The sequence below is a fragment of the Methylobacterium sp. 001424705 genome, assembly GCF_059816145.1.
On record NZ_JCBANU010000031.1, the window covers coordinates 38,399 to 56,638 of the forward strand.

Annotated in this window: 16 protein-coding genes, 1 other RNA gene and 1 pseudogene; 12 read left to right on the forward strand and 6 right to left on the reverse strand. The window is 70.4% G+C overall.

Annotated features, from left to right (window positions below; all coding sequences use genetic code 11):
- Nucleotides 1-69: 69 nt before the first annotated feature.
- The gene (locus AC6EUL_RS19955; RefSeq protein ID WP_056215289.1) at nt 70-1,605 is read right to left on the reverse strand and encodes a YifB family Mg chelatase-like AAA ATPase; all 1,536 of its coding nucleotides are present in this window, start codon (nt 1,603-1,605) and stop codon (nt 70-72) included.
- Nucleotides 1,606-1,768: 163 nt separating this feature from the next.
- On the opposite strand from AC6EUL_RS19955, the gene AC6EUL_RS19960 reads away from it, so the two are divergent.
- Nucleotides 1,769-2,032: a PepSY domain-containing protein gene (locus AC6EUL_RS19960; RefSeq protein WP_156389713.1), complete on the forward strand. Its 264-nt coding sequence runs from the start codon at nt 1,769-1,771 to the stop codon at nt 2,030-2,032.
- Between the two features lie 47 nt (nt 2,033-2,079).
- Here AC6EUL_RS19960 and AC6EUL_RS19965 read toward each other — a convergent pair whose 3' ends face one another.
- Nucleotides 2,080-2,547 carry a DUF5991 domain-containing protein gene (locus AC6EUL_RS19965; protein WP_499872226.1) on the reverse strand — a complete coding sequence of 156 codons (468 nt, stop codon included), beginning with the start codon at nt 2,545-2,547 and terminating at the stop codon, nt 2,080-2,082.
- Nucleotides 2,548-2,797: 250 nt separating this feature from the next.
- Between AC6EUL_RS19965 and ffs the strand changes: the two genes are divergently transcribed.
- The 5 genes from ffs (at nt 2,798) to AC6EUL_RS19990 (ending at nt 7,746) form a co-directional block, all read left to right on the forward strand.
- Nucleotides 2,798-2,894, forward strand: an RNA gene (gene ffs, locus AC6EUL_RS19970) — signal recognition particle sRNA small type.
- A 68-nt stretch (nt 2,895-2,962) separates the two neighbouring features.
- Nucleotides 2,963-4,849 (forward strand): DNA polymerase III subunit gamma/tau, encoded by a 1,887-nt coding sequence (locus tag AC6EUL_RS19975; protein WP_056275632.1) that lies wholly within the window; start codon nt 2,963-2,965, stop codon nt 4,847-4,849.
- A 67-nt stretch (nt 4,850-4,916) separates the two neighbouring features.
- Nucleotides 4,917-5,237: a YbaB/EbfC family nucleoid-associated protein gene (locus tag AC6EUL_RS19980; RefSeq protein ID WP_056215279.1), complete on the forward strand. Its 321-nt coding sequence runs from the start codon at nt 4,917-4,919 to the stop codon at nt 5,235-5,237.
- Between the two features lie 113 nt (nt 5,238-5,350).
- The gene (locus tag AC6EUL_RS19985; RefSeq protein ID WP_499872233.1) at nt 5,351-7,258 is read left to right on the forward strand and encodes a CHASE3 domain-containing protein; all 1,908 of its coding nucleotides are present in this window, start codon (nt 5,351-5,353) and stop codon (nt 7,256-7,258) included.
- Nucleotides 7,259-7,413: 155 nt separating this feature from the next.
- Complete coding sequence (locus AC6EUL_RS19990; protein WP_499872235.1) at nt 7,414-7,746, forward strand: hypothetical protein; 333 nt, start codon at nt 7,414-7,416, stop codon at nt 7,744-7,746.
- Nucleotides 7,747-7,805: 59 nt separating this feature from the next.
- Here the strand turns inward: AC6EUL_RS19990 and AC6EUL_RS19995 are convergent, their stop codons facing one another.
- Complete coding sequence (locus AC6EUL_RS19995) at nt 7,806-9,422, reverse strand: phosphoenolpyruvate carboxykinase (RefSeq protein WP_056352889.1); 1,617 nt, start codon at nt 9,420-9,422, stop codon at nt 7,806-7,808.
- A gap of 426 nt (nt 9,423-9,848) precedes the next feature.
- Here AC6EUL_RS19995 and recR point away from each other — a divergent pair, with 426 nt between their 5' ends.
- The 4 genes and pseudogenes from recR to truA form a co-directional block, all read left to right on the forward strand.
- The gene (gene recR / locus AC6EUL_RS20000; protein ID WP_056215269.1) at nt 9,849-10,454 is read left to right on the forward strand and encodes a recombination mediator RecR; all 606 of its coding nucleotides are present in this window, start codon (nt 9,849-9,851) and stop codon (nt 10,452-10,454) included.
- A gap of 106 nt (nt 10,455-10,560) precedes the next feature.
- Nucleotides 10,561-11,076 carry a peptide deformylase gene (locus AC6EUL_RS20005; RefSeq protein WP_056352718.1) on the forward strand — a complete coding sequence of 172 codons (516 nt, stop codon included), beginning with the start codon at nt 10,561-10,563 and terminating at the stop codon, nt 11,074-11,076.
- Between the two features lie 22 nt (nt 11,077-11,098).
- Nucleotides 11,099-12,028 (forward strand): methionyl-tRNA formyltransferase, encoded by a 930-nt coding sequence (fmt, locus tag AC6EUL_RS20010; protein ID WP_499872238.1) that lies wholly within the window; start codon nt 11,099-11,101, stop codon nt 12,026-12,028.
- Between the two features lie 19 nt (nt 12,029-12,047).
- A pseudogene (gene truA, locus AC6EUL_RS20015) lies at nt 12,048-12,794 on the forward strand (tRNA pseudouridine(38-40) synthase TruA); the annotation flags it as partial.
- Nucleotides 12,795-12,826: 32 nt separating this feature from the next.
- Here the strand turns inward: truA and dapE are convergent.
- Complete coding sequence (gene dapE / locus AC6EUL_RS20020; protein ID WP_499872240.1) at nt 12,827-14,038, reverse strand: succinyl-diaminopimelate desuccinylase; 1,212 nt, start codon at nt 14,036-14,038, stop codon at nt 12,827-12,829.
- 112 nt (nt 14,039-14,150) lie between these two features.
- Here dapE and moeB point away from each other — a divergent pair, with 112 nt between their 5' ends.
- Nucleotides 14,151-14,933 carry a molybdopterin-synthase adenylyltransferase MoeB gene (gene moeB, locus AC6EUL_RS20025; RefSeq protein WP_056275725.1) on the forward strand — a complete coding sequence of 261 codons (783 nt, stop codon included), beginning with the start codon at nt 14,151-14,153 and terminating at the stop codon, nt 14,931-14,933.
- Here the strand turns inward: moeB and AC6EUL_RS20030 are convergent.
- Nucleotides 14,882-16,816 (reverse strand): ABC transporter transmembrane domain-containing protein, encoded by a 1,935-nt coding sequence (locus tag AC6EUL_RS20030; protein ID WP_499872243.1) that lies wholly within the window; start codon nt 16,814-16,816, stop codon nt 14,882-14,884. The two genes, moeB and AC6EUL_RS20030, sit on opposite strands and share 52 nt — an antisense overlap.
- Before the next feature lie 178 nt (nt 16,817-16,994).
- Between AC6EUL_RS20030 and rpmE the strand changes: the two genes are divergently transcribed.
- Nucleotides 16,995-17,249 (forward strand): 50S ribosomal protein L31, encoded by a 255-nt coding sequence (gene rpmE / locus AC6EUL_RS20035; RefSeq protein ID WP_055948879.1) that lies wholly within the window; start codon nt 16,995-16,997, stop codon nt 17,247-17,249.
- Between the two features lie 132 nt (nt 17,250-17,381).
- Here the strand turns inward: rpmE and rcdA are convergent, their stop codons facing one another.
- The gene (rcdA, locus tag AC6EUL_RS20040; RefSeq protein WP_056381434.1) at nt 17,382-17,912 is read right to left on the reverse strand and encodes a protease adaptor protein RcdA; all 531 of its coding nucleotides are present in this window, start codon (nt 17,910-17,912) and stop codon (nt 17,382-17,384) included.
- Nucleotides 17,913-18,240 lie beyond the last annotated feature (328 nt).

Below are 18,240 nucleotides of genomic sequence, written 5' to 3' on the forward strand. Positions count from 1 at the left end.
CCGCCGCCCGGCGCCTGCGCCCAGGCCTCCGGGGGCTCGACCGCGACCGGACAGGGGCTCCGGGCGCCGTCATGCCGCGGCTGGCTGGTCCGATCGTCCGCGATAGGACAGGGCCTCGGCGAGGTGGATGCGGCGGACCCGGGCCTCACCGTCGAGGTCGGCCAGGGTGCGGGCCACGCGCAGGGTCCTATGGAAGCCGCGCGCTGAGAGCCGCATGGTCTCGGCGGCCGAACGGATCAGAGCGGCCCCCTCCTGGTCCGGCGCCGCCACGGCCTCGATCACCGGCGGCGGGCAGGTGGCGTTGGTGAACGTGGCGTCCGGATCGTAGGCGGCGTAGCGCGCGGACTGCAGCGCGCGGGCGGCCGCCACACGCGCCGCCATCTCGGCCGAGCCCTCCAGGGGCGGCGGCAGGATCAGGTCGGCGGCCGTGACCGCCCCGACCTCGATGCGCAGGTCGATCCGATCGAGGAGCGGCCCGGAGATGCGGGCGCCGTACTGGGCGACGCAGCGCTCGTTCGGCCCCCGGCGGCAGGCGTAGCCCGGCTCCAGCGCCTGACCGCACCGACAGGGGTTCATCGCGGCGACGAGCTGGAAGCGGGCCGGGTAGGTCACCCGGTGGTTGGCCCGCGCGATCATGATCGTCCCGGTTTCCATCGGCTGGCGCAGGGAATCGAGGACCTGGGGCGTGAACTCAGGCAATTCGTCGAGGAACAGCACGCCGCCATGGGCCAGCGAGGCCTCGCCCGGACGGGCGTTGATGCCACCGCCGACCAGGGCCGCCATGGAGGCGGAATGGTGCGGCTGCCGGAACGGGCGCCGGTTCGAAAGGGCTCCGCCCTTCAGTTCGCCCGCCACCGACTGGATCATCGAGACTTCGAGGAGCTCCCGCGGTGCCAGTGGCGGCAGGATCGAGGGCAGCCGCGCGGCGAGCATCGACTTGCCCGCCCCCGGGGGCCCGTTCATCAGGAGGTTGTGGCCGCCGGCCGCCGCGATCTCCAAGGCGCGCTTGGCGCCCTCCTGACCCTTGATGTCACGCAGATCCGGCAGGGCGGCGCCCGGCGCGGCCACCGCCGGCTCGGGCCGGGCCATGACCTGGGTACCCTTGAAGTGGTTGGCGAGCTGGATGAGCGAGCGCGGCGCCAGCACGTCGAGGTCGCCGCCGGCCCAAGCGGCCTCCGGCCCCGTCGCGGCCGGGCAGATCAGGCCGAGGCCGAGGGCGCTGGCGGCCATGGCGGCGGGCAGCACACCGGACACCGCCGTGATCGTGCCGTCGAGGGCGAGTTCGCCGAGAACGCAGTAGCCCGCGAGCGCATCCGCCGGCAGGGCGCCGATGGCGCCCATCACCGCCAGGGCAATCGGCAGGTCGTAGTGCGAGCCCTCCTTCGGCAGGTCGGCCGGGGCGAGATTGACGGTGATGCGCTTGGCCGGCAGGGCGAGGCCGGAGGCGATCAGGGCCGACCGCACGCGTTCCCGCGATTCCGCCACCGCCTTGTCGGCGAGGCCCACCACCGTGAAGGCGACGATGCCGGGGGCGATCTGAACCTGGACATCGACGGCCCGCGCCTCGATGCCCTCGAACGCCACGGTGGCGACGCGCGTGACCATGCTGGATCGACCTTCGGGGCGGAAAGATCCGGCGACCCTAGGGGGCGGCGTCCCCGGATACAACCTCTGGGCGCAGCCATCGCGCGACGTCGAGAGGAACCTCATCCGGGCTGAATGGTTCGATGGAGGTCAGAAACATTCCTCGACACAGCAGGGAGACACCATGTCGATCAAGCTCACGGGCCTCGCCGCCCTCGCCCTCGGCCTCGCCTTCACCGGCTCCGCCTTCGCCGACCGGAAGCCGACCCCGGAGGAGCAGACCAAGATCGAGGCCGTCCTGAAGCAGGAAGGCTTCACCAAGTGGAAGAAGATCGAGGTCGAGGACGACGAGATCGAGGTCGACGACGCCATCGACGCCAACGGAAAGCAGTTCGACCTAGAGCTCGACCCCAAGACCTTCGCCATCGTGAAGCGCAAGGCCGAATAGTCCCGCGCACTCCGCAGTGACCTTTCGCCGGAGCATTGCTCCGGCGGTCAGCCCTTGCGGGTGAAGTAGGTGCCGGCCGGCGCGGCCGAGCCGGCACCGCTCGGATTGAGCGCCCGCCACTGGGTCAGGACGATATCGCCGCCCCGGCGCATCTCGAACAGGTTCGTTCCGACATCGTAGAGCCGCGTGCCGTAGGCGTTGACCGTCCGTCCATCGCCGAAGGTGTGGAAGGCGACGGACAAGCGCTCGTCCGTACCGCTCGCCTTGCAGACGATGGTCTCGTCGGTCTGGAAGCCCTCGATCCGCAGCAGACAGTCCCGGTTGCCGCGTCCCGGAGCGATGTCGAGGTCGTAGGTGACGACGATCGGCGACCCGCCGACGGTGCGCCCGCCGTCGTGCTCGTAGAGATAGCGCCCAGCCCAAGCTCCCGGCACCTCGGGCGCGGCGGATGCCGCCATCAGGCCCGCCACGAGGCCGGTGGACACCATCAGTCTCAAGCCGAACCGCCGCGTCATCGGCATCTCCCTCGTCATCGATCAGGACAGGACGCGGAAGTTGGCGCAGGGATCGGGCGATTTGCGGGCATACCGCGGCCGCCTTCCCTGCCCGCACTGGCCTGTCGGGAGTCGCCCTCCGAGGCGCGAAGTCCGCTTGGATACCCAGAGATCGCTTGGAATACCCGGAGGCCGCTTGGAATACCCGGAGGCCGCTTGGAATACCCGAAGTCCGCTTGCATCCGTCGCGCGCGGCGGCCATATAGCCCTCGGGAGGTTGGCGAGGGACGTTTCACTCGCCAACCGGGTCAGGTCCGGAAGGAAGCAGCCCTAACGAGACCGAGCGGGTCTTCGTCCAGCCTCCCACCTCGATCGATGCCTCGGGCTCGCGTGGCGGCACCCTCCGACCGGAGCCGCACCAACCCAGCAAGGCGGCATGGACGCGACCTCCGGTCCTCTGAGCGATGCCGGGCTCCTGCCCGGCCTTCCCGAGCCGACCCCGGCCGCCACGCCCTATCGGGTGCTGGCGCGCAAGTACCGGCCCCAGAACTTCGACGACCTGATCGGCCAGGGCGCCATGGTGCGGACTCTGGCCAATGCCTTCGCGGCCAACCGCATCCCCCAGGCCTGGATGCTCACGGGCGTGCGCGGCGTCGGCAAGACCACCACCGCCCGAATCCTCGCCCGCGGCCTGAACTACGTCCGCGACGGCCATCCCGATACCGGCCCCACCATCGCGATGCCGGAGCTCGGCCGGCACTGCCAGGCCATCATGGAATCCCGGCACATGGACGTGCTGGAGATGGATGCCGCCTCGCATACCGGCATCGACGACGTGCGCGGCATCATCGACGGCATCCGCTATTCGCCGGTCTCGGCCCGCTACAAGGTCTACATCGTCGACGAGGTCCACATGCTTTCGGAGAAGGCGTTCAACGCCTTCCTGAAGACCCTGGAGGAGCCGCCGCCGCACGCCAAGTTCGTCTTCGCCACCACCGAGATCCGCAAGGTGCCGGTGACCATCCTGTCCCGGTGCCAGCGCTTCGACCTGCGCCGCGTCGAGGCCGAAACCCTGGTCGGGCACCTCGCCCGGATCTGCGCCGCCGAATCCGTCGAGGCCGACGCGGAGGCGCTGGCGGCGATCACCCGGGCGGCCGAGGGCTCCGTGCGCGACGCGCTCTCGCTCCTCGACCAGGCGATCGCCCACGGGGCCGGCCTCGTCAGCGCCCAGAGCGTGCGCGACATGTTGGGGCTGGCCGATCGCGGGCGCATCGTCGACCTGTTCGAGGCGGTGATGCGCGGCGACATTCCGGCCTCCTTCGCGGAGGTGCGCGGGCAGTACGAGGCCGGCGCAGACCCGGCCGTGATCCTGTCCGACCTCGCGAGCTTCACCCACCTCGTCACCCGCCTGAAGCTGGTGCCGGACGAGGCTGCCGCCGATCCGACCCTGAGCGAAGCGGAGCGGTCGCGTGGGAGCGCGTTCGCGAAGACACTCTCGGTCCGCGTGCTGTCGCGGGCCTGGCAGATCCTCCTGAAGGCGATCCCCGAGGTGCAGACGGCGACCCGCCCGCTGGCGGCGGCCGAGATGGCCCTGGTGCGTCTCGCCTACGCGGCCGACCTGCCGACCCCGGACGAGGCCCTGCGCCAGATGAAGGCCCAGGCCCTGACGGGCCCCGCGGCGGCCTCCGGTGCCGCGGCCCAGGCACTCGCCCAGTCCCCGTCGCCGTCGCCGGCCCCCGCGATGGCCGAGAACCGCCCGGCCCTGCCACCGATCCCGACCTTTTCCGGGGAGGCGCCGCCGCCGCGCCCGGCCCTGACCATGGCGGTCAATGGCGGCGGGTCGCGCCCCGCCCTCGCGAGCCCGGCTCCCGCGCCGCAGCCCGAAGGGCCGCGCCTCCTCCGGTTCACCGACGTCGTCGCCCTGGCCGATGCCAAGCGCGACATCGGCCTGAAGATGGCCCTGGAGCGCGAGGTCCACCTCGTGCGCTTCGAGGAGGGGCGCATCGAGTTCCGCCTCGCCGACGGGGGGCGCCAGAGCATCGCCAACGACCTCGCCCGCGCCCTGGACGCCTGGACCGGCCGGCGCTGGATCGTCGCCCTGTCGAAGGAGGCCGGCGAGCCGACCCTCGACGCCACCGCGCGCGCCGCCACCGAGACCCGCCACCAGAACGCCGCCGCCCATCCCCTGGTCCGCGAGGTCCTGGCCCGGTTTCCCGGAGCGCAGATCGTCGACGTGCGCGACAAGGCGCCCGAGGGATCGCCGGCGATCGAGGCCGCGCCTACCGGCGAGGCCGAGACCGACGAGCCCGACGACGAGACATAGCTTCCGGGGCCGTGGCGCCCCAGATGTGATCCATCCCGGTTCCGGAACGACAGAGAGGGCAGACCCGATGCGCGACCTCATGGGCATCATGAAGCAGGCCCAGGCGATGCAGGAGAAAATGGCCTCCCTGCAGGACGAACTCGACACCGTCGAGGTGTCGGGTGCGTCGGGCGGGGGCGCCGTCCGCGTGACGATGACGGCCAAAGGCCTCGTGAAGGGTGTACAGATCGACCCCGCCATGCTCGTGGCCGACGAGCGCGAGATCCTGGAGGACCTCATCGTTGCGGCGGTCAACGATGCCCGCGGCAAGGCCGAACAGGTTGCAGCCGAGCGGATGGCCGAACTCACCAAGGGCCTGCCGATCCCCCCGGGCATGAAGTTGTTCTGAGACCGTCAACCCGGCAATTCGGCAACATCGATCACAATTTGGTCGCCGAAGCGTTGCCATAGGCTGGTCGGAGTGGAACGTTGGGGCTCCAACGTTCTCCCGCCGGCTGGATCATGAACTTTGATGCGCATCTTCCTCGGGCTACGCCGATACAGCCCAAGGCTGTACCTGGACGCTTCAGGGACATTGCGCCTCTCATCATCGGATTTCTACTTCTGATCGCGACAGCTGCTGCGACAGCCAATCTGGTTGCGGAGCAAGATGCGAACCGAGCCGAACTGCGCCGCAGCGTCCGCATCCGGGACGCCATCTTCACCCTGTATTCCGGCCTCCAGGATGCTGAATCGGGACAGCGCGGGTTTCTCCTCTCGGGCGACGAGACCTACCTCAAGCTCTACGAGGAAGCCGGCGCGAGGACGCCCGGCCGCCTGTCCACCATCGCGGAAGCCGTTGCGCGCAATCCGGGCATGTCGGCGATCATCGCCCGGCTCAGCCGCGCCGCCGAGGCCAAGCTCGGGGAGATGCGCGAGACCGTCGCCCTGCGCCGCACCGGCCAGGTGGAAGCGGCCCTGACGCGCATGCGCTCCGGCGAGGGCAAGCACCTCATGGACGAGATCCGCTCGCTCTTCGGTGAGGCGCAGGCCGACAATTATCGCCGCCTGATCAGTCGACAGGAACAGGCGGGCGAGGCTGCCCGCCAGGTGCAGCTCGCCGTCGCGGCGGCCGTGGTCCTGATCGTCCTCCTCGGCGCGTACGTGGTGATCGACGCGAGCCGGCGCCATCAGCGGACCCTTCGCGCCCACGCGGCCCTGCAGGAGGCGAACGCGTCCTTGATCGAGGCCGCCGCCACCCGCGACATGCTGGAGGATCGGCTGCGCCAATCCCAGAAGATGGAAGCCCTCGGGCAGCTCACCGGCGGCCTCGCGCACGACTTCAACAACATGCTGGCGATCGTCATCGGCAATCTCAGCCTCCTCAAGCGACGCCTGGAACGCGGAGAGCGGGCGGTGGAGCGCTACGCCGAGCAGGCCCTCAAGGCCGCAGACCGGGCAGCGACCCTCACGCATCGGCTGCTCGCTTTCGCCCGCAAGCAGCCCCTCGCCCCGGAGGCCATCGCCTGCAACCGCCTCATTGCCGCGATGTCCGACCTGCTGCGCCGCAGCCTGGGCGAATCCATCCGGATCGAGACCGTGGCGGCCCCCGACCTCTGGACCACGAAGGCCGATGCCAACCAGTTGGAGAACGCGATTCTCAACCTCGCGGTGAACGCCCGCGACGCGATGCCGAAGGGTGGCCGACTCGTCATCGAGACCGACAACGTCCATCTCGACGAGACCTATGCCGCCCGGAATCCCGGCGTTCCGGCCGGCCCATACGTCCTTGTCGCCCTCACCGACAGCGGCGGCGGCATGCCGCCCGACGTCGCCGCCAAGGCGTTCGATCCGTTCTTCACGACGAAACCCGTCGGACAGGGCACCGGGCTCGGTCTCAGCCAGGTCTACGGCTTCGTCCGCCAGTCCGGCGGCCACGTGGCGATCTATTCCGAACCCGGGCGGGGAACGACGGTCCGGCTCTACCTGCCGCGCCATCTCGGCGACGCCACCGAGATGGCGCGGGTCACGCCGACGATGCTCCCGGAGGGCTCGGCCCGGGAGGTGATCCTGGTCGTCGAGGACGAGGACGGGGTGCGCGACCTCGCCGTCGCGGCCCTGCGCGACCTGCGTTACACCGTGATCCATGCGGAGGGTGCCAAGGACGCCCTGCAGAAGCTCGACACGCATCCCGAGATCGCGCTGCTCTTCACCGACGTGGTCATGCCGGAGGTCAACGGCCGCGAGCTCGCCCAGGCCGTCCACGAGCGCCGGCCCGACCTGCCGGTGCTCTTCACGACCGGCTATACCCGCAACGCCATCGTGCATAAAGGGCTGGTCGACGCCGACGTACAGTTGCTGGCCAAGCCCTATACCCTGGAGCAGCTGGCCCTCAAGGTGCGCCAGGCGATGGTGCGCGAGGCGGCCTGAGCCATCCCGCGCGACCCCCGTCCGGCACTTCGGCGCGCCGAATCCGTGGTTCGAGACACGATCTGCTCCGCCATCAACCGGTCTACGGCCGATAGCCCCGCTTTTCACCGATCGGAGTCGGGCTGTCTTAACGGATGCCCGTGTCTGTTGCAGGCATGGATGAGCATCGCAACGCCGTTCGGGCCCTGACGCATCTGTCCGGTCGTGTTGCCCTCGACGGGGCATCGGCCGAGACGACGCCCTGCCTCGTGCGAAACCTGTCGCCCATCGGGGCCCGCGTCGCCTTCTGCACGGAGGTCGAGGTCCCGGACAGCTTCGACCTCTTCCTCGACCCGGGCGACACCGCCTACCGGGCGCAGACGATCTGGTCCAGCGGGAACGAAGTCGGCGTCCTCTTTCGCGAAGCGCGGGAGAATGCCCCCGAGGTCCTGTGCGACGATGTCCTGTGCGAGGACGATGCCGCGCGCGGAGCGACCCCGAAACCGTAGCGCCCCCAATCGGACCCCGTGCCGGGACGCGGCCGCGCCGTGCCCCGGATGGCCGGCGCTCAGGCGGCCGCGGAGAGCACCGGCTCGGCGGCGCGGACCTCCGCGTCCACGTGGGCGGCGAAGCGCTTGAAGTTCTCCTGGAACATCGTGACGAGGCGCGTCGCGGTCTCGTGGAAGGCCGCCTTGTTGGTCCAGGTCTCGATCGGAGACAGCACCTCCGTCTCGACGCCCGGCACCGCGACGGGCACCCGGAAGCCGAAATAGGGATCGCGCCGGAACTCGACATGCGCCAGGGAGCCGTCCAGGGCGGCCGTGAGCAGGCGGCGGGTGACCCGGATCGGCATGCGGCGCCCGGTGCCCACGCCGCCCCCGGTCCAGCCTGTGTTCACGAGCCAGCAATCGACCTCGTGATGGGCGATGAGGTCCCGCAGCAGGTTGCCGTAGACGCTGGGGTGGCGGGGCATGAACGGCGCGCCGAAGCAGGTCGAGAACGTCGCCTCCGGTGCGGTCAGCCCGCGCTCCGTGCCGGCGACCTTGGCGGTGTAGCCGGAGAGGAAGTGGTACATCGCCTCGGCGCCGGTCAGCCGAGCGATTGGCGGCATCACGCCGAAGGCATCGCAGGTGAGCATGACGATGTTCTTGGGGTGCGCGGCGCGTCCCGTCGCGCTCGCATTGGCGATGAAGTCGAGCGGGTAGGCGCAGCGGGTGTTCTCGGTGAGCGAGGCGTCGTCGAAATCCGGGACCCGGGTCTCGGGGTCGATCACCACGTTCTCCATCACCGTGCCGAAGCGCTCGGTGGTGGCGTAGATCTCCGGCTCGGCGTTGCGCGAGAGACGGATGGTCTTGGCGTAGCAGCCGCCCTCGAAGTTGAAGATGCCGTCCTGGCTCCAGCCGTGCTCGTCGTCGCCCAGGAGCTGGCGGGAGGAATCGTTGGAGAGGGTGGTCTTGCCGGTGCCCGACAGGCCGAAGAACAGGGCCGAGTCGCCGGCTTCGTCGAGGGCAGCGTTGGCCGAGCAGTGCATCGGCATCACGCCAGCGCCGGGGAGCACATAATTGAGGTACGTGAAGACCGATTTCTTCATCTCGCCGGCATAGGCCGAGCCGCCGATGAGGACGAGCTTGCGCGCGAAGTCGATGGCGATCACCGTCTTCGAGCGGCAGCCGTGCCGGTGCGGCTCGGCCTGAAAGCTCGGCAGGTCGATGATCGTCAACTCGGGGACGTAGTCCGCAAGGGACGCGCGATCCGGCCGGATCAGCAGGTTGCGGATGAAGAGGGAGTGCCAGGCGAGCTCTGTGTACACCCGCGCATTGACGCCGTGCGACGGGTCGGCCCCGCCGCGCAGGTCCTGCGCGAACAGCTCACGGCCCTCCGCATGGGCGAGGAAATCGGCGTACAGGGTCTCGAACTGCTCGGGCGTGATCGCGCCGTTGTTGTCCCACCAGATCTCGTTCTCCGTGGCGGCGTCGCGCACCACGAACTTGTCCTTGGGCGAGCGGCCGGTGTGGGACCCGGTGGTGGCCACGAAGGCGCCGCCGCGGGCGAGCTGTCCCTCGCCGCGGGCCAGGGCCTCCTCGTAGAGGCGGGGAACCTCGAGGTTCCAGTGGACCGCCTTCAGGTTGCGCAGCCCGATGGCTTCGGAACCCTGCGCTGCATTGAATTCGCCGATATTGGTCACGCTCATCTCTCCTCGGGCACCTGATCGCGTCGCCACCCATCACCGGGAGCCGTCGGCTCTCCGACGTCGTTCGGCTTTCGAGCGTCCGCGTGGTTGGTCAGGTCCACCGCGCGCAGGTTCACCGCTCGAAAGCCGCGCCCTTCCTGCATAGAGACGGACGATTTGCCGTCAATCGGCTTGTTGGCCAACAAAAAGACTTACATGAACCGGATGAACGACGAAGTCTCCTTGGAAGCAGGCCGGTGCGGCAGGTTCTTTCGCCGCGTTTTCGCGACGCCGGGGGGCGAAATTTCGGGCCGGAAACCCTATTTCGGACGAGGCTGAAGAGCCGGTCGCACCCGTCCGGCACCGCCGTACCGTCCCATCCGCCCGCCTGCTCCGTAATCTGCCGCGTGGGTGTCCCAACCGTCACGAGAATTTGCGTCCATGGCACAAGCCGTCGCCGGTCCCGAGATCGAGCGCCTGATCCAGCTTCTGGCCCGTATGCCGGGTCTGGGGCCTCGCTCCGCCCGCCGCGCCGCCCTGCAGCTCATCAAGAAGCGCGAGACGCTCCTGGCGCCGCTGGCGGACGCGATGCGGGTGGCCTCGGAGCGGATCGTCGTGTGCCAAGCGTGTGGCAACGTCGATACGCGCGACCCCTGCACGATCTGCTGCGACGAGAGCCGCGACCCGGCCACCCTGGTGGTGGTGGAGGACGTTTCGGACCTCTGGGCCCTGGAGCGCTCGGGGGCGGTGACGGCCCGCTACCACGTCCTCGGCGGCGTGCTCTCGGCCCTCGACGGCGTACGGCCCGAGCATCTCAACCTCGACAGCCTCGTGGCCCGCGCCGCCGACCCGGCCATGCGGGAGATCATCCTGGCCCTCAACGCCACCGTCGACGGGCAGACGACCGCCCATTACGTCACGGAATCCCTGAAGGCGCACGGGCTCAAGGTGACCCGCCTCGCCCATGGCGTCCCGGTCGGGGGCGAACTCGACTACCTCGACGAGGGCACCCTCACCGCCGCGATCCGCAGCCGCACCCCGTTCTGACTCCGGACCGCGCCGACCCGGTATTTGACCGGACTCCGGCGCGCCCGTATCTGCGGGGGCTCAGGGCCGCCGCCCGCCCCGCACCCGTTGCAAGTCCGATCGCCCCATGACCATCCGCCCCCTCGTGATCCTGCCCGACGCGCGCCTGCGCCTTGCCTCCGAGCCGGTCGGCCCGGTGACCGACGAGATCCGCACGCTCGCCGCCGACATGCTGGAGACCATGTACGACGCTCCCGGCGTGGGCCTCGCGGCGATCCAGATCGGCGTACCGAAGCGCATCGTCACCATCGACACCTCGAAGGACGAGAACGACCGCCAGCCGCAGGTCTTCCTCAACCCCGAGATCGTCTGGGCCTCGGAGGAGAAGCGGATCTACGACGAGGGATGCCTGTCGATCCCCGAATTCTACGGGGAGGTCGAGCGGCCCGACCGCGTGCGCGTCCGCTTCCGCGACCTCGACGGCACGGAACAGGAGATCGAGGCCGACGGCCTGCTGGCCACCTGCATCCAGCACGAGATCGACCACCTCGACGGGGTGCTGTTCATCGACCACCTGTCGAAGCTGAAGCGCGACCGGGTGGTGAAGAAGTTCGCCAAGGCGGCCAAGCGCGGCGACGTCTGAGCCGGCTTCGGGAGTAGGAGCCATGCGCGTCGTCTTCATGGGCACGCCGGATTTCGCGGTGCCGACCCTGGCGCGCCTCGCCGCCGACGGCCACGCCATCGCGGCGGTCTACACCCGTGCGCCGGCCAAGGCCGGACGCGGCATGGCGCTCAAGCCCTCCCCCGTGCAGGCGATGGCCGAGAGCCTCGGCGCGCCGGTGCTGACACCCGCGAGCCTGAAGGGACCTGAGGCTGCCGCGACCTTCGCCGGCCACGGGGCCGATGTCGCCGTGGTGGTCGCCTACGGCCTGCTTCTCCCCCAGGCGATCCTCGACCTGCCGCGCCACGGCTGCCTCAACCTGCACGGCTCGCTCCTGCCCCGCTGGCGCGGCGCCGCCCCGATCCAGCGTGCCGTGATGGCCGGGGATGCGGAGAGCGGCGTCGGCATCATGCGCATGGAGGCCGGCCTCGATACCGGTCCCGTGGCGCTGGAGGCGCGGATTCCCATCACCCCCGGCATGACGGCGGGGCAACTCCACGACGCGCTGATGCCGCTCGGCGCCGACCTCATGGCCCGCGCGCTCCGGGATCTGGAGCAGGGCACGCTCGCCTTCACGCCCCAGGCCCAGGACGGCGTGGTCTACGCCCACAAGATCACCAACGAGGAGGCCCGCATCGACTGGACCCGCCCGGCCCACGCGGTCGCCGACCACGTCAACGGCCTGTCGCCCTTTCCCGGCGCCTTCTTCGAGGCGGATTTCGGCAAGGGCCCGGAGCGCGTCAAGGTCCTCTCGGCCGAGGCCGTGCCGGGCTCCGGCGCTCCGGGCACGCTCCTCGACACGGACGGCACGGTTGCCTGCGGCGAGGGCGCCGTGCACCTGTGCGCGCTGCGCCGCGCCGGAAAGGGGGGCGTCAGCAGCGGGGCCGAGTTCGTGCGCGGCACCCACCGGACGCCGGGCACGCGGCTGGCATGACGGGACCGGGCCGCACCTGATGCCGCGCTACAAGCTCGTGATCGAGTACGACGGGAGCCCGTTCTGCGGCTGGCAGCGCCAGACCGCGCAGCCCTCCGTCCAGGGGGCGATCGAGTCGGCGGTCAAGCGCTTCTCCGGCGAAGTCGCGGGTCTGACCTGCGCCGGCCGCACCGATACCGGCGTCCACGCCACGCACCAGGTGGCGCATCTCGACCTCGCGCGGGACTGGCGCACCGACGTGGTACGCGACGCGCTTAACGCGCACCTGCGCCCGAACCCGGTGGCGATCCTCAGCGCCGAGATCGTCGGCGCCGACTTCAACGCGCGCCACTCCGCCACCCGCCGACACTACCGCTACCGCATCCTCAACCGGCGCAGCCCTCCCGTGCTCAACCGCGCCCATGTCTGGCAGGTGCCCTGGCCCCTCGATGTCGGACTGATGCAAGCCGCGGCCCCGCGCCTGCTCGGGCTGCACGACTTCACCGCCTTCCGGGCCGCCGAGTGCCAGGCGAAAAGCCCGATCCGAACCCTCGATCAACTCGATGTCGCCGTCGTGCCGATGGGCCTGCACGACGAGATCGTGGTGGCGACCTCCGCCCGCGCGTTCCTGCATCATCAGGTCCGCTCGATGGTCGGCACCCTGATGCTGGCCGGCAGCGGTCGCATCAGCGCCGACGACGTGAGCGACATCCTGTCGAGCCGGGACCGCAGCCGCTGCGGACCGTTGGCGCCGGCCTGCGGGCTGACCCTGGTCGGCGTCGACTACGGCGATCGCGCACACCCGGGTTCGCGCGAGAGCTATGGGCTGGAGGATGACGTCGAGCGGTCGGCCTGCCGCCCAGCGAAATACGCCGCCAGCACCCGGGTGTAGATCGCTGTCAGCCGGTTCAGGTCGGCGACCGGCACGCACTCGTCGGTCTGGTGCATGGTCTGGCCGACGAGGCCGAACTCGAGGACCGGGCAGGCGTCCTTGATGAAGCGCGCATCGGAAGTGCCGCCCGTGGTCGAGAGCACCGGGCGGCGGCCGGTCTCGGTGGCGATGGCGCCGGCGACCAGTTCGGTGAAGGCGTCGGGCTCGGTGAGGAAGGCCGGTGAGTTCGAGGGCAGGAGGTCGAGACTGTAGCGCACGCTCCGGCCCGCGGCGGCGTCGAGGCGGCTCCGGATCTCGGCACCCAGGGTCTCGGCGGTCCAGCGGTCGTTGAACCGGACGTTGAAGGTGCCCTGCGCCTCGCCCGGGATGACGTTGGTCGCCGTGTTGCCGACGTCGAGGGTGGTGAATTCGAGATTCGAGGCGCCGAAATGCTGGGTTCCGGCGTCGAGCGGCGCGGCCAGCAGCGCGGAGGCGAGGCGCAGCAGGCCGGGAATCGGATTCTCGGCGAGGTCCGGATAGGCGACGTGGCCCTGGCGCCCGTGCACCGTCAGCCGACCCGTGAGCGAGCCGCGTCGGCCGATCTTGATCATGTCGCCGAGAACGTCCGGGTTGGTCGGCTCGCCCAGGAGGCAGTGGTCGAAGCGCTCGCCCCGGGCCCGGGCCCATTCGAGGAGCTTCACCGTGCCGTTGATTGCCGGCCCCTCCTCGTCGCCGGTGATGAGGAAGCCGATCGAGCCCGGAACGTCCGGCCCGGCCACGTCGAGGTAGTCGAGAGCGGCGGCCAGCATGCAGGCGATGCCGCCCTTCATGTCGACGGCCCCGCGCCCGTACAGCACCCCGTTCTCCACGGTCCCGGCGAAGGGGCCGTGGCGCCAGCGGGCGACGTCGCCGGGGGGCACCACGTCGGTGTGGCCGGCGAACAGCAGGAAGGGCGCGCGCGTGCCGATGCGGGCGTAGAGATTGTCGATGTCGGGCGTGCCGGGTTCCGAGAAGCGCGGGCGCTCCACGCTGAACCCCGCCCCTTCGAGAATGCCGGCGAGCCAGGCGAGCGCCCCCCCCTCCTCCGGGGTCACCGAGGGACAGTGGATCAGGCTCTGGGCGAGGGCGAGGGGGGAGCGATCGAGGGACGCGTTCGGCACGGGCGGGACTCTCGCGTGATGTCCGGGTGCGGAGGGCCATAAGCGCGAGCGCGCGGGGGTGCAATTCGCGGCCGGCCTTTCGCCGCGCGGCGGGGGGGCTTATCTGCGGAGCATGGCCCTCTCCCCCGACGAAGTCGAACGCTATGCCCGCCACCTCGTCCTGCCGGAGGTCGGCGGCCCGGGCCAGGCCCGGCTGAAGGCCGCCCGCGTCCTCGTCGTCGGGGCCGGCGGTCTCGGCGCCCCGCTGATCCAGTACCTCGCCGCCGCCGGGATCGGGGCCATCGGCATCGTCGACGACGACACCGTTTCCCTGTCGAACCTGCAGCGGCAGGTCATCCACGCGACTCCCGATATCGGCCGGCGCAAGGTCGAGAGTGCGGCCCAGGCGGTGTCGCGTCTGAACCCGCACGTCGCCGTGGAGGCGCACGCGCTGCGGCTGACCCCGGAGAACGCCCCGGACCTCATCGGCGCCTACGACGTGGTGGCCGACGGGTCCGACAACTTCGCCACGCGCTACGCGGTCTCGGATGCCTGCTTCCACGCGCGGCGCCCGCTGGTGACGGCGGCGCTCGGGCGCTTCGACGGTTCGCTGACCACGCTGCGACCCTACGAGACCGATGCACGCGGGCGCCCGAACCCGACCTATCGCTGCCTGTTCCCGAACCCGCCGCCGCCCGGCAGCGTCGCCCCCTGTGCCGAGGCCGGCGTGCTCGGCGCGCTTGCCGGCATCATGGGCTCGCTGATGGCCCTGGAGGTGATCCGCACGGTGACGGATTTCGGCGAGCCCCTCGTGGGCCGCCTCCTCATGGTCGACACCCGCGCGATGCGCTTCGAGACCCTCGGCTACGCCTGGGACGAGGCCAACCCGCTCAACGGAACCGGCACGGAGGGCTGATCCCCCCGCGACCGGGCGCGGTCGCTCGTCCGGCCCTCCTCCGCCGGCAGCGCGTCGAGGAGGGGTCGGGCTTCCCGGGCACGCAGGCCGTCGTCGTGGGCATCGGTGAACTGCAGCGCCGCGAGCTGCGCGTACAGCGCGCCCTGCGCCAGCAGGCTCTCGTGGGTGCCGCTCTCGACGATCCGGCCGCCGTCGAGGACCAGGATGCGGTCCGCCTTGCGGATCGTCGCCAGGCGGTGCGCGATGACCAGGGTGGTGCGACCGCGCATCAGGGTATCGAGGGCGGTCTGCACCGCGCGCTCGCTCTCGGCGTCGAGGGCCGAGGTCGCCTCGTCGAGAAGGAGGATCGGTGCGTCCTTGAGGATGGCGCGGGCGATCGCCACCCGCTGGCGCTGGCCGCCGGAAAGGGTGACGCCGCGCTCGCCCACCGTCGTGGCGTAGCCCTGCGGCAGGGCCTGGATGAAGCCGTCCGCATGGGCGAGTTCGGCCGCGCGCTGGACCTGGGCCTCGGTGGCCTCGGGCCGGCCGTACCGGATGTTTTCCAGCACCGAGCCGGAAAACACCGTCGGGTCCTGCGGTACCAGGGCGAGGCGCTCGCGCAGCTGCTCCGGGTCGACCTGGGCAATGTCCACGCCATCGACCCGGATGAGGCCGGATTGCGGGTCGTAGAAGCGCAGCAGCAATTGCAGCACCGTGGTCTTGCCGGCGCCCGACGGACCGACGAGGGCCACCCGCTCGCCCGGCGCGATCGTGAAGCGGATGCCGTCGAGCGCGGGATGGTCGGGCCGGGCCGGGTACAGGAAGCGCACGGCTTCGAAGGCCACGGCGCCCTTGGCGGGCACCGGCAGGGCCAGCGGCTCGGCCGGTGTGCGGATCGTCGATTCGGCCGCCAGGATCTCGCCGAGGCGCTCGGCGGCGCCGGCCGCCTGGGCGAGTTCGCCGTAGACTTCCGAGAGCTGCCCGAGGGCGCTCGCGCCGAACACCGCGTAGAGGACGAACTGCGAGAGCTGACCCGCCGTCATGGTCCCGGCCAGGACCCCTTGCGCGCCGTACCACATGACGCCGACGACGCTGGCGGAGATGAGGAAGATGGCGACGCCGGTGAGGAGCGCCCGCGCCTGGATCGAATCCCGCGCGGCCGCATAGGCGTTCTCGGCGGCCGCGGCGAAGCGGCTCGCGGTGGTCCGGCCCATGCCGAAGGCCTGCATGGTGCGGATCGCGTTCACGGCCTCGGCGGCATAGGCCGAGGCGTCGGCGAGGCGGTCCTGCGCCGCCCGGGACCGGCGCCGCACGCCGCGCCCGGAGAGGATCAGCGGGAAGACGATGAGGGGAATCGCCGCCAGGACGAGGACCGACAGCTTCGGGCTCGTGATGACCATCATCACCACCGCGCCCGTGAAGAGAAAGGCGTTGCGCAGCAGGATCGAGATCGAGACGCCGAAGACGGCCTTCACCTGCGTGGCATCCGCGGTGAGGCGCGAGATGATCTCGCCCGAGAGCGAGCGGTCGAAGAAGGCGGGATCGAGCTGGGTCAGGCGCCGGAACACGGCGGTGCGCAGATCCGCCACCACGCGTTCACCCAGCGTCGCGACCGTGTAGTAGCGCGCCCCGCTGGAGAGGGCGAGCACCGCCACGACGCCGATCAGGGCGGCGAAGTAGGTGTCGATCACCCCCTGGCCCTCGGGCGAGAAGCCGTGGTCGATGACCCGGCGCAGGGCGATCGGGACCACGAGGGTCGCGCCCGAAGCGGCCAGGAGGGCCAGGAACGCCGCGAGCATCCGGCCGCGATAGACCATCGCGAACGGAATCAGCGGGCGGAGCGAACCGAGCGGTGCCTTCGGCCGGGCCTCCCCGGGAATTTTCTTGTCACGGCCGCGAGCCATGGTGCCTCGTCATCGTTGGTCTTCCAGGAAAAGCGACCGTCCGGCGGTCTCTTCGAGCGGCGCACGCTTGTCGGGCGAAGGTGCGTGAGGTATAGGCGCGCCTTCATCCGATTGCGCGTGATCTATGGCCGCGGGCCGCCAGACGGGCCGGTCGGCTTGGCTATTCAAGGATTTCGTCATGGCAAAGAGCGCGGCCGACAAGGCCAAGGGTACCGAGCATCCCGACTACCACTTCATCAAGGTCGTGATGACCGACGGGTCCGAGTACATGACCCGGTCGACCTACGGCAAGGAGGGCGACACCCTCAACCTCGACATCGACCCGAACACCCATCCGGCCTGGACCGGCGGCGAGCAGAAGATGCTCGATCGCGGTGGCCGCGTCTCGCGCTTCAACTCGCGCTTCGGCGCCCTCTCCTTCGGCAAGAAGTAAGGCCATCTTGGTCCGCCGCCGCGCCGACGCGGCGGCGGACCCGTGACAACGCAGAACGGGCGGCTCCCCCCGGAGCCGCCCGTTCTGCGTTTCCAATCCCCTCCCCGGCCCGAATCCGGGGCGACGTCCGCGTCAGGCGGAGGCGGCTCCGAAGGCCGAGCGCAGCAGGCTCAGTTGGGCAACGACGGGGCTCTCCTGGGGCAGCGGGCTGGGACGCTCGTCGGCGATCAGGCCATCGAGGTGCAGGATCCGGCTGTGCAGGCGGCGCGACCGCACGATGAGGTCCTGCAGGGTCGGAGGCAGAACGCCGAACACCTCGCTGCGGAAGGTCTCGGGTGTGGTCAAGCGCACCCGGGTCTTCTCCTGCATCGCCTCGACCGGCGTCAGCTCGCCCTCGGATACGGCGCGCTGCACCAGGAGCCAGGAGGCGATCTGCATCAACCGCGTGGTGAGGCGCATGCTCTCGCTGGCATAGCTCAGCGTCCCGTCGCGGGACATCAACCGAGATTCCTCTCGGCCGGTCCCGTCGAGATAGGCCGCCGCTTCCTCGACCAGGGTCATGCCCTCGCGGAAGAGCACCTTGAATGCCTCCGAGGTGACGTAGGTGTCACCGAAATTCACCCAGTCGCGCTCGTCCCGGAACATGACGTCGAACCCGCTCATGGTGCCTCCTGTGCCGCGGCCGGACCGATTGCGTCCCGAGATGGGACGAAGGCGGCGCGTTTGCACCTGTCTGCGCAACTCTAGCGCCGAACGTCCCGGCCCGCGGCCTTTACCCGATGTTAACGTTAACGGGGGCGATCGGTGCCGGACTTCCCGCTGCTGCTGCCGCTGCCGCTGCCGCTGCGAAGACACCGGGCAGAACATCCGGACGTGGGAAGGACCCCAGGCGGGAAGAACCCGGGACGAAAAAAACTAGGCCGGCAAAGCTGGCTGTCTGGTAGGTTTAGTTCTGGGGGCGCCATTTTGGAGGCGCGGGATGTCGCGAAGG

Excerpts from the sequence above, each read along its gene's own strand:
- AC6EUL_RS19955 (WP_056215289.1), bottom strand. The coding sequence starts at position 1,605 with ATGGTCACGCGCGTCGCCACCGTGGCGTTCGAGGGCATCGAGGCGCGG.
- AC6EUL_RS19960 (WP_156389713.1), top strand. The coding sequence starts at position 1,769 with ATGTCGATCAAGCTCACGGGCCTCGCCGCCCTCGCCCTCGGCCTCGCC.
- AC6EUL_RS19965 (WP_499872226.1), bottom strand. The coding sequence starts at position 2,547 with ATGACGCGGCGGTTCGGCTTGAGACTGATGGTGTCCACCGGCCTCGTG.
- AC6EUL_RS19975 (WP_056275632.1), top strand. The coding sequence starts at position 2,963 with ATGGACGCGACCTCCGGTCCTCTGAGCGATGCCGGGCTCCTGCCCGGC.
- AC6EUL_RS19980 (WP_056215279.1), top strand. The coding sequence starts at position 4,917 with ATGCGCGACCTCATGGGCATCATGAAGCAGGCCCAGGCGATGCAGGAG.
- AC6EUL_RS19985 (WP_499872233.1), top strand. The coding sequence starts at position 5,351 with ATGAACTTTGATGCGCATCTTCCTCGGGCTACGCCGATACAGCCCAAG.
- AC6EUL_RS19990 (WP_499872235.1), top strand. The coding sequence starts at position 7,414 with ATGGATGAGCATCGCAACGCCGTTCGGGCCCTGACGCATCTGTCCGGT.
- recR (WP_056215269.1), top strand. The coding sequence starts at position 9,849 with ATGGCACAAGCCGTCGCCGGTCCCGAGATCGAGCGCCTGATCCAGCTT.
- AC6EUL_RS20005 (WP_056352718.1), top strand. The coding sequence starts at position 10,561 with ATGACCATCCGCCCCCTCGTGATCCTGCCCGACGCGCGCCTGCGCCTT.
- fmt (WP_499872238.1), top strand. The coding sequence starts at position 11,099 with ATGCGCGTCGTCTTCATGGGCACGCCGGATTTCGCGGTGCCGACCCTG.
- moeB (WP_056275725.1), top strand. The coding sequence starts at position 14,151 with ATGGCCCTCTCCCCCGACGAAGTCGAACGCTATGCCCGCCACCTCGTC.
- AC6EUL_RS20030 (WP_499872243.1), bottom strand. The coding sequence starts at position 16,816 with ATGGCTCGCGGCCGTGACAAGAAAATTCCCGGGGAGGCCCGGCCGAAG.
- rpmE (WP_055948879.1), top strand. The coding sequence starts at position 16,995 with ATGGCAAAGAGCGCGGCCGACAAGGCCAAGGGTACCGAGCATCCCGAC.
- rcdA (WP_056381434.1), bottom strand. The coding sequence starts at position 17,912 with ATGAGCGGGTTCGACGTCATGTTCCGGGACGAGCGCGACTGGGTGAAT.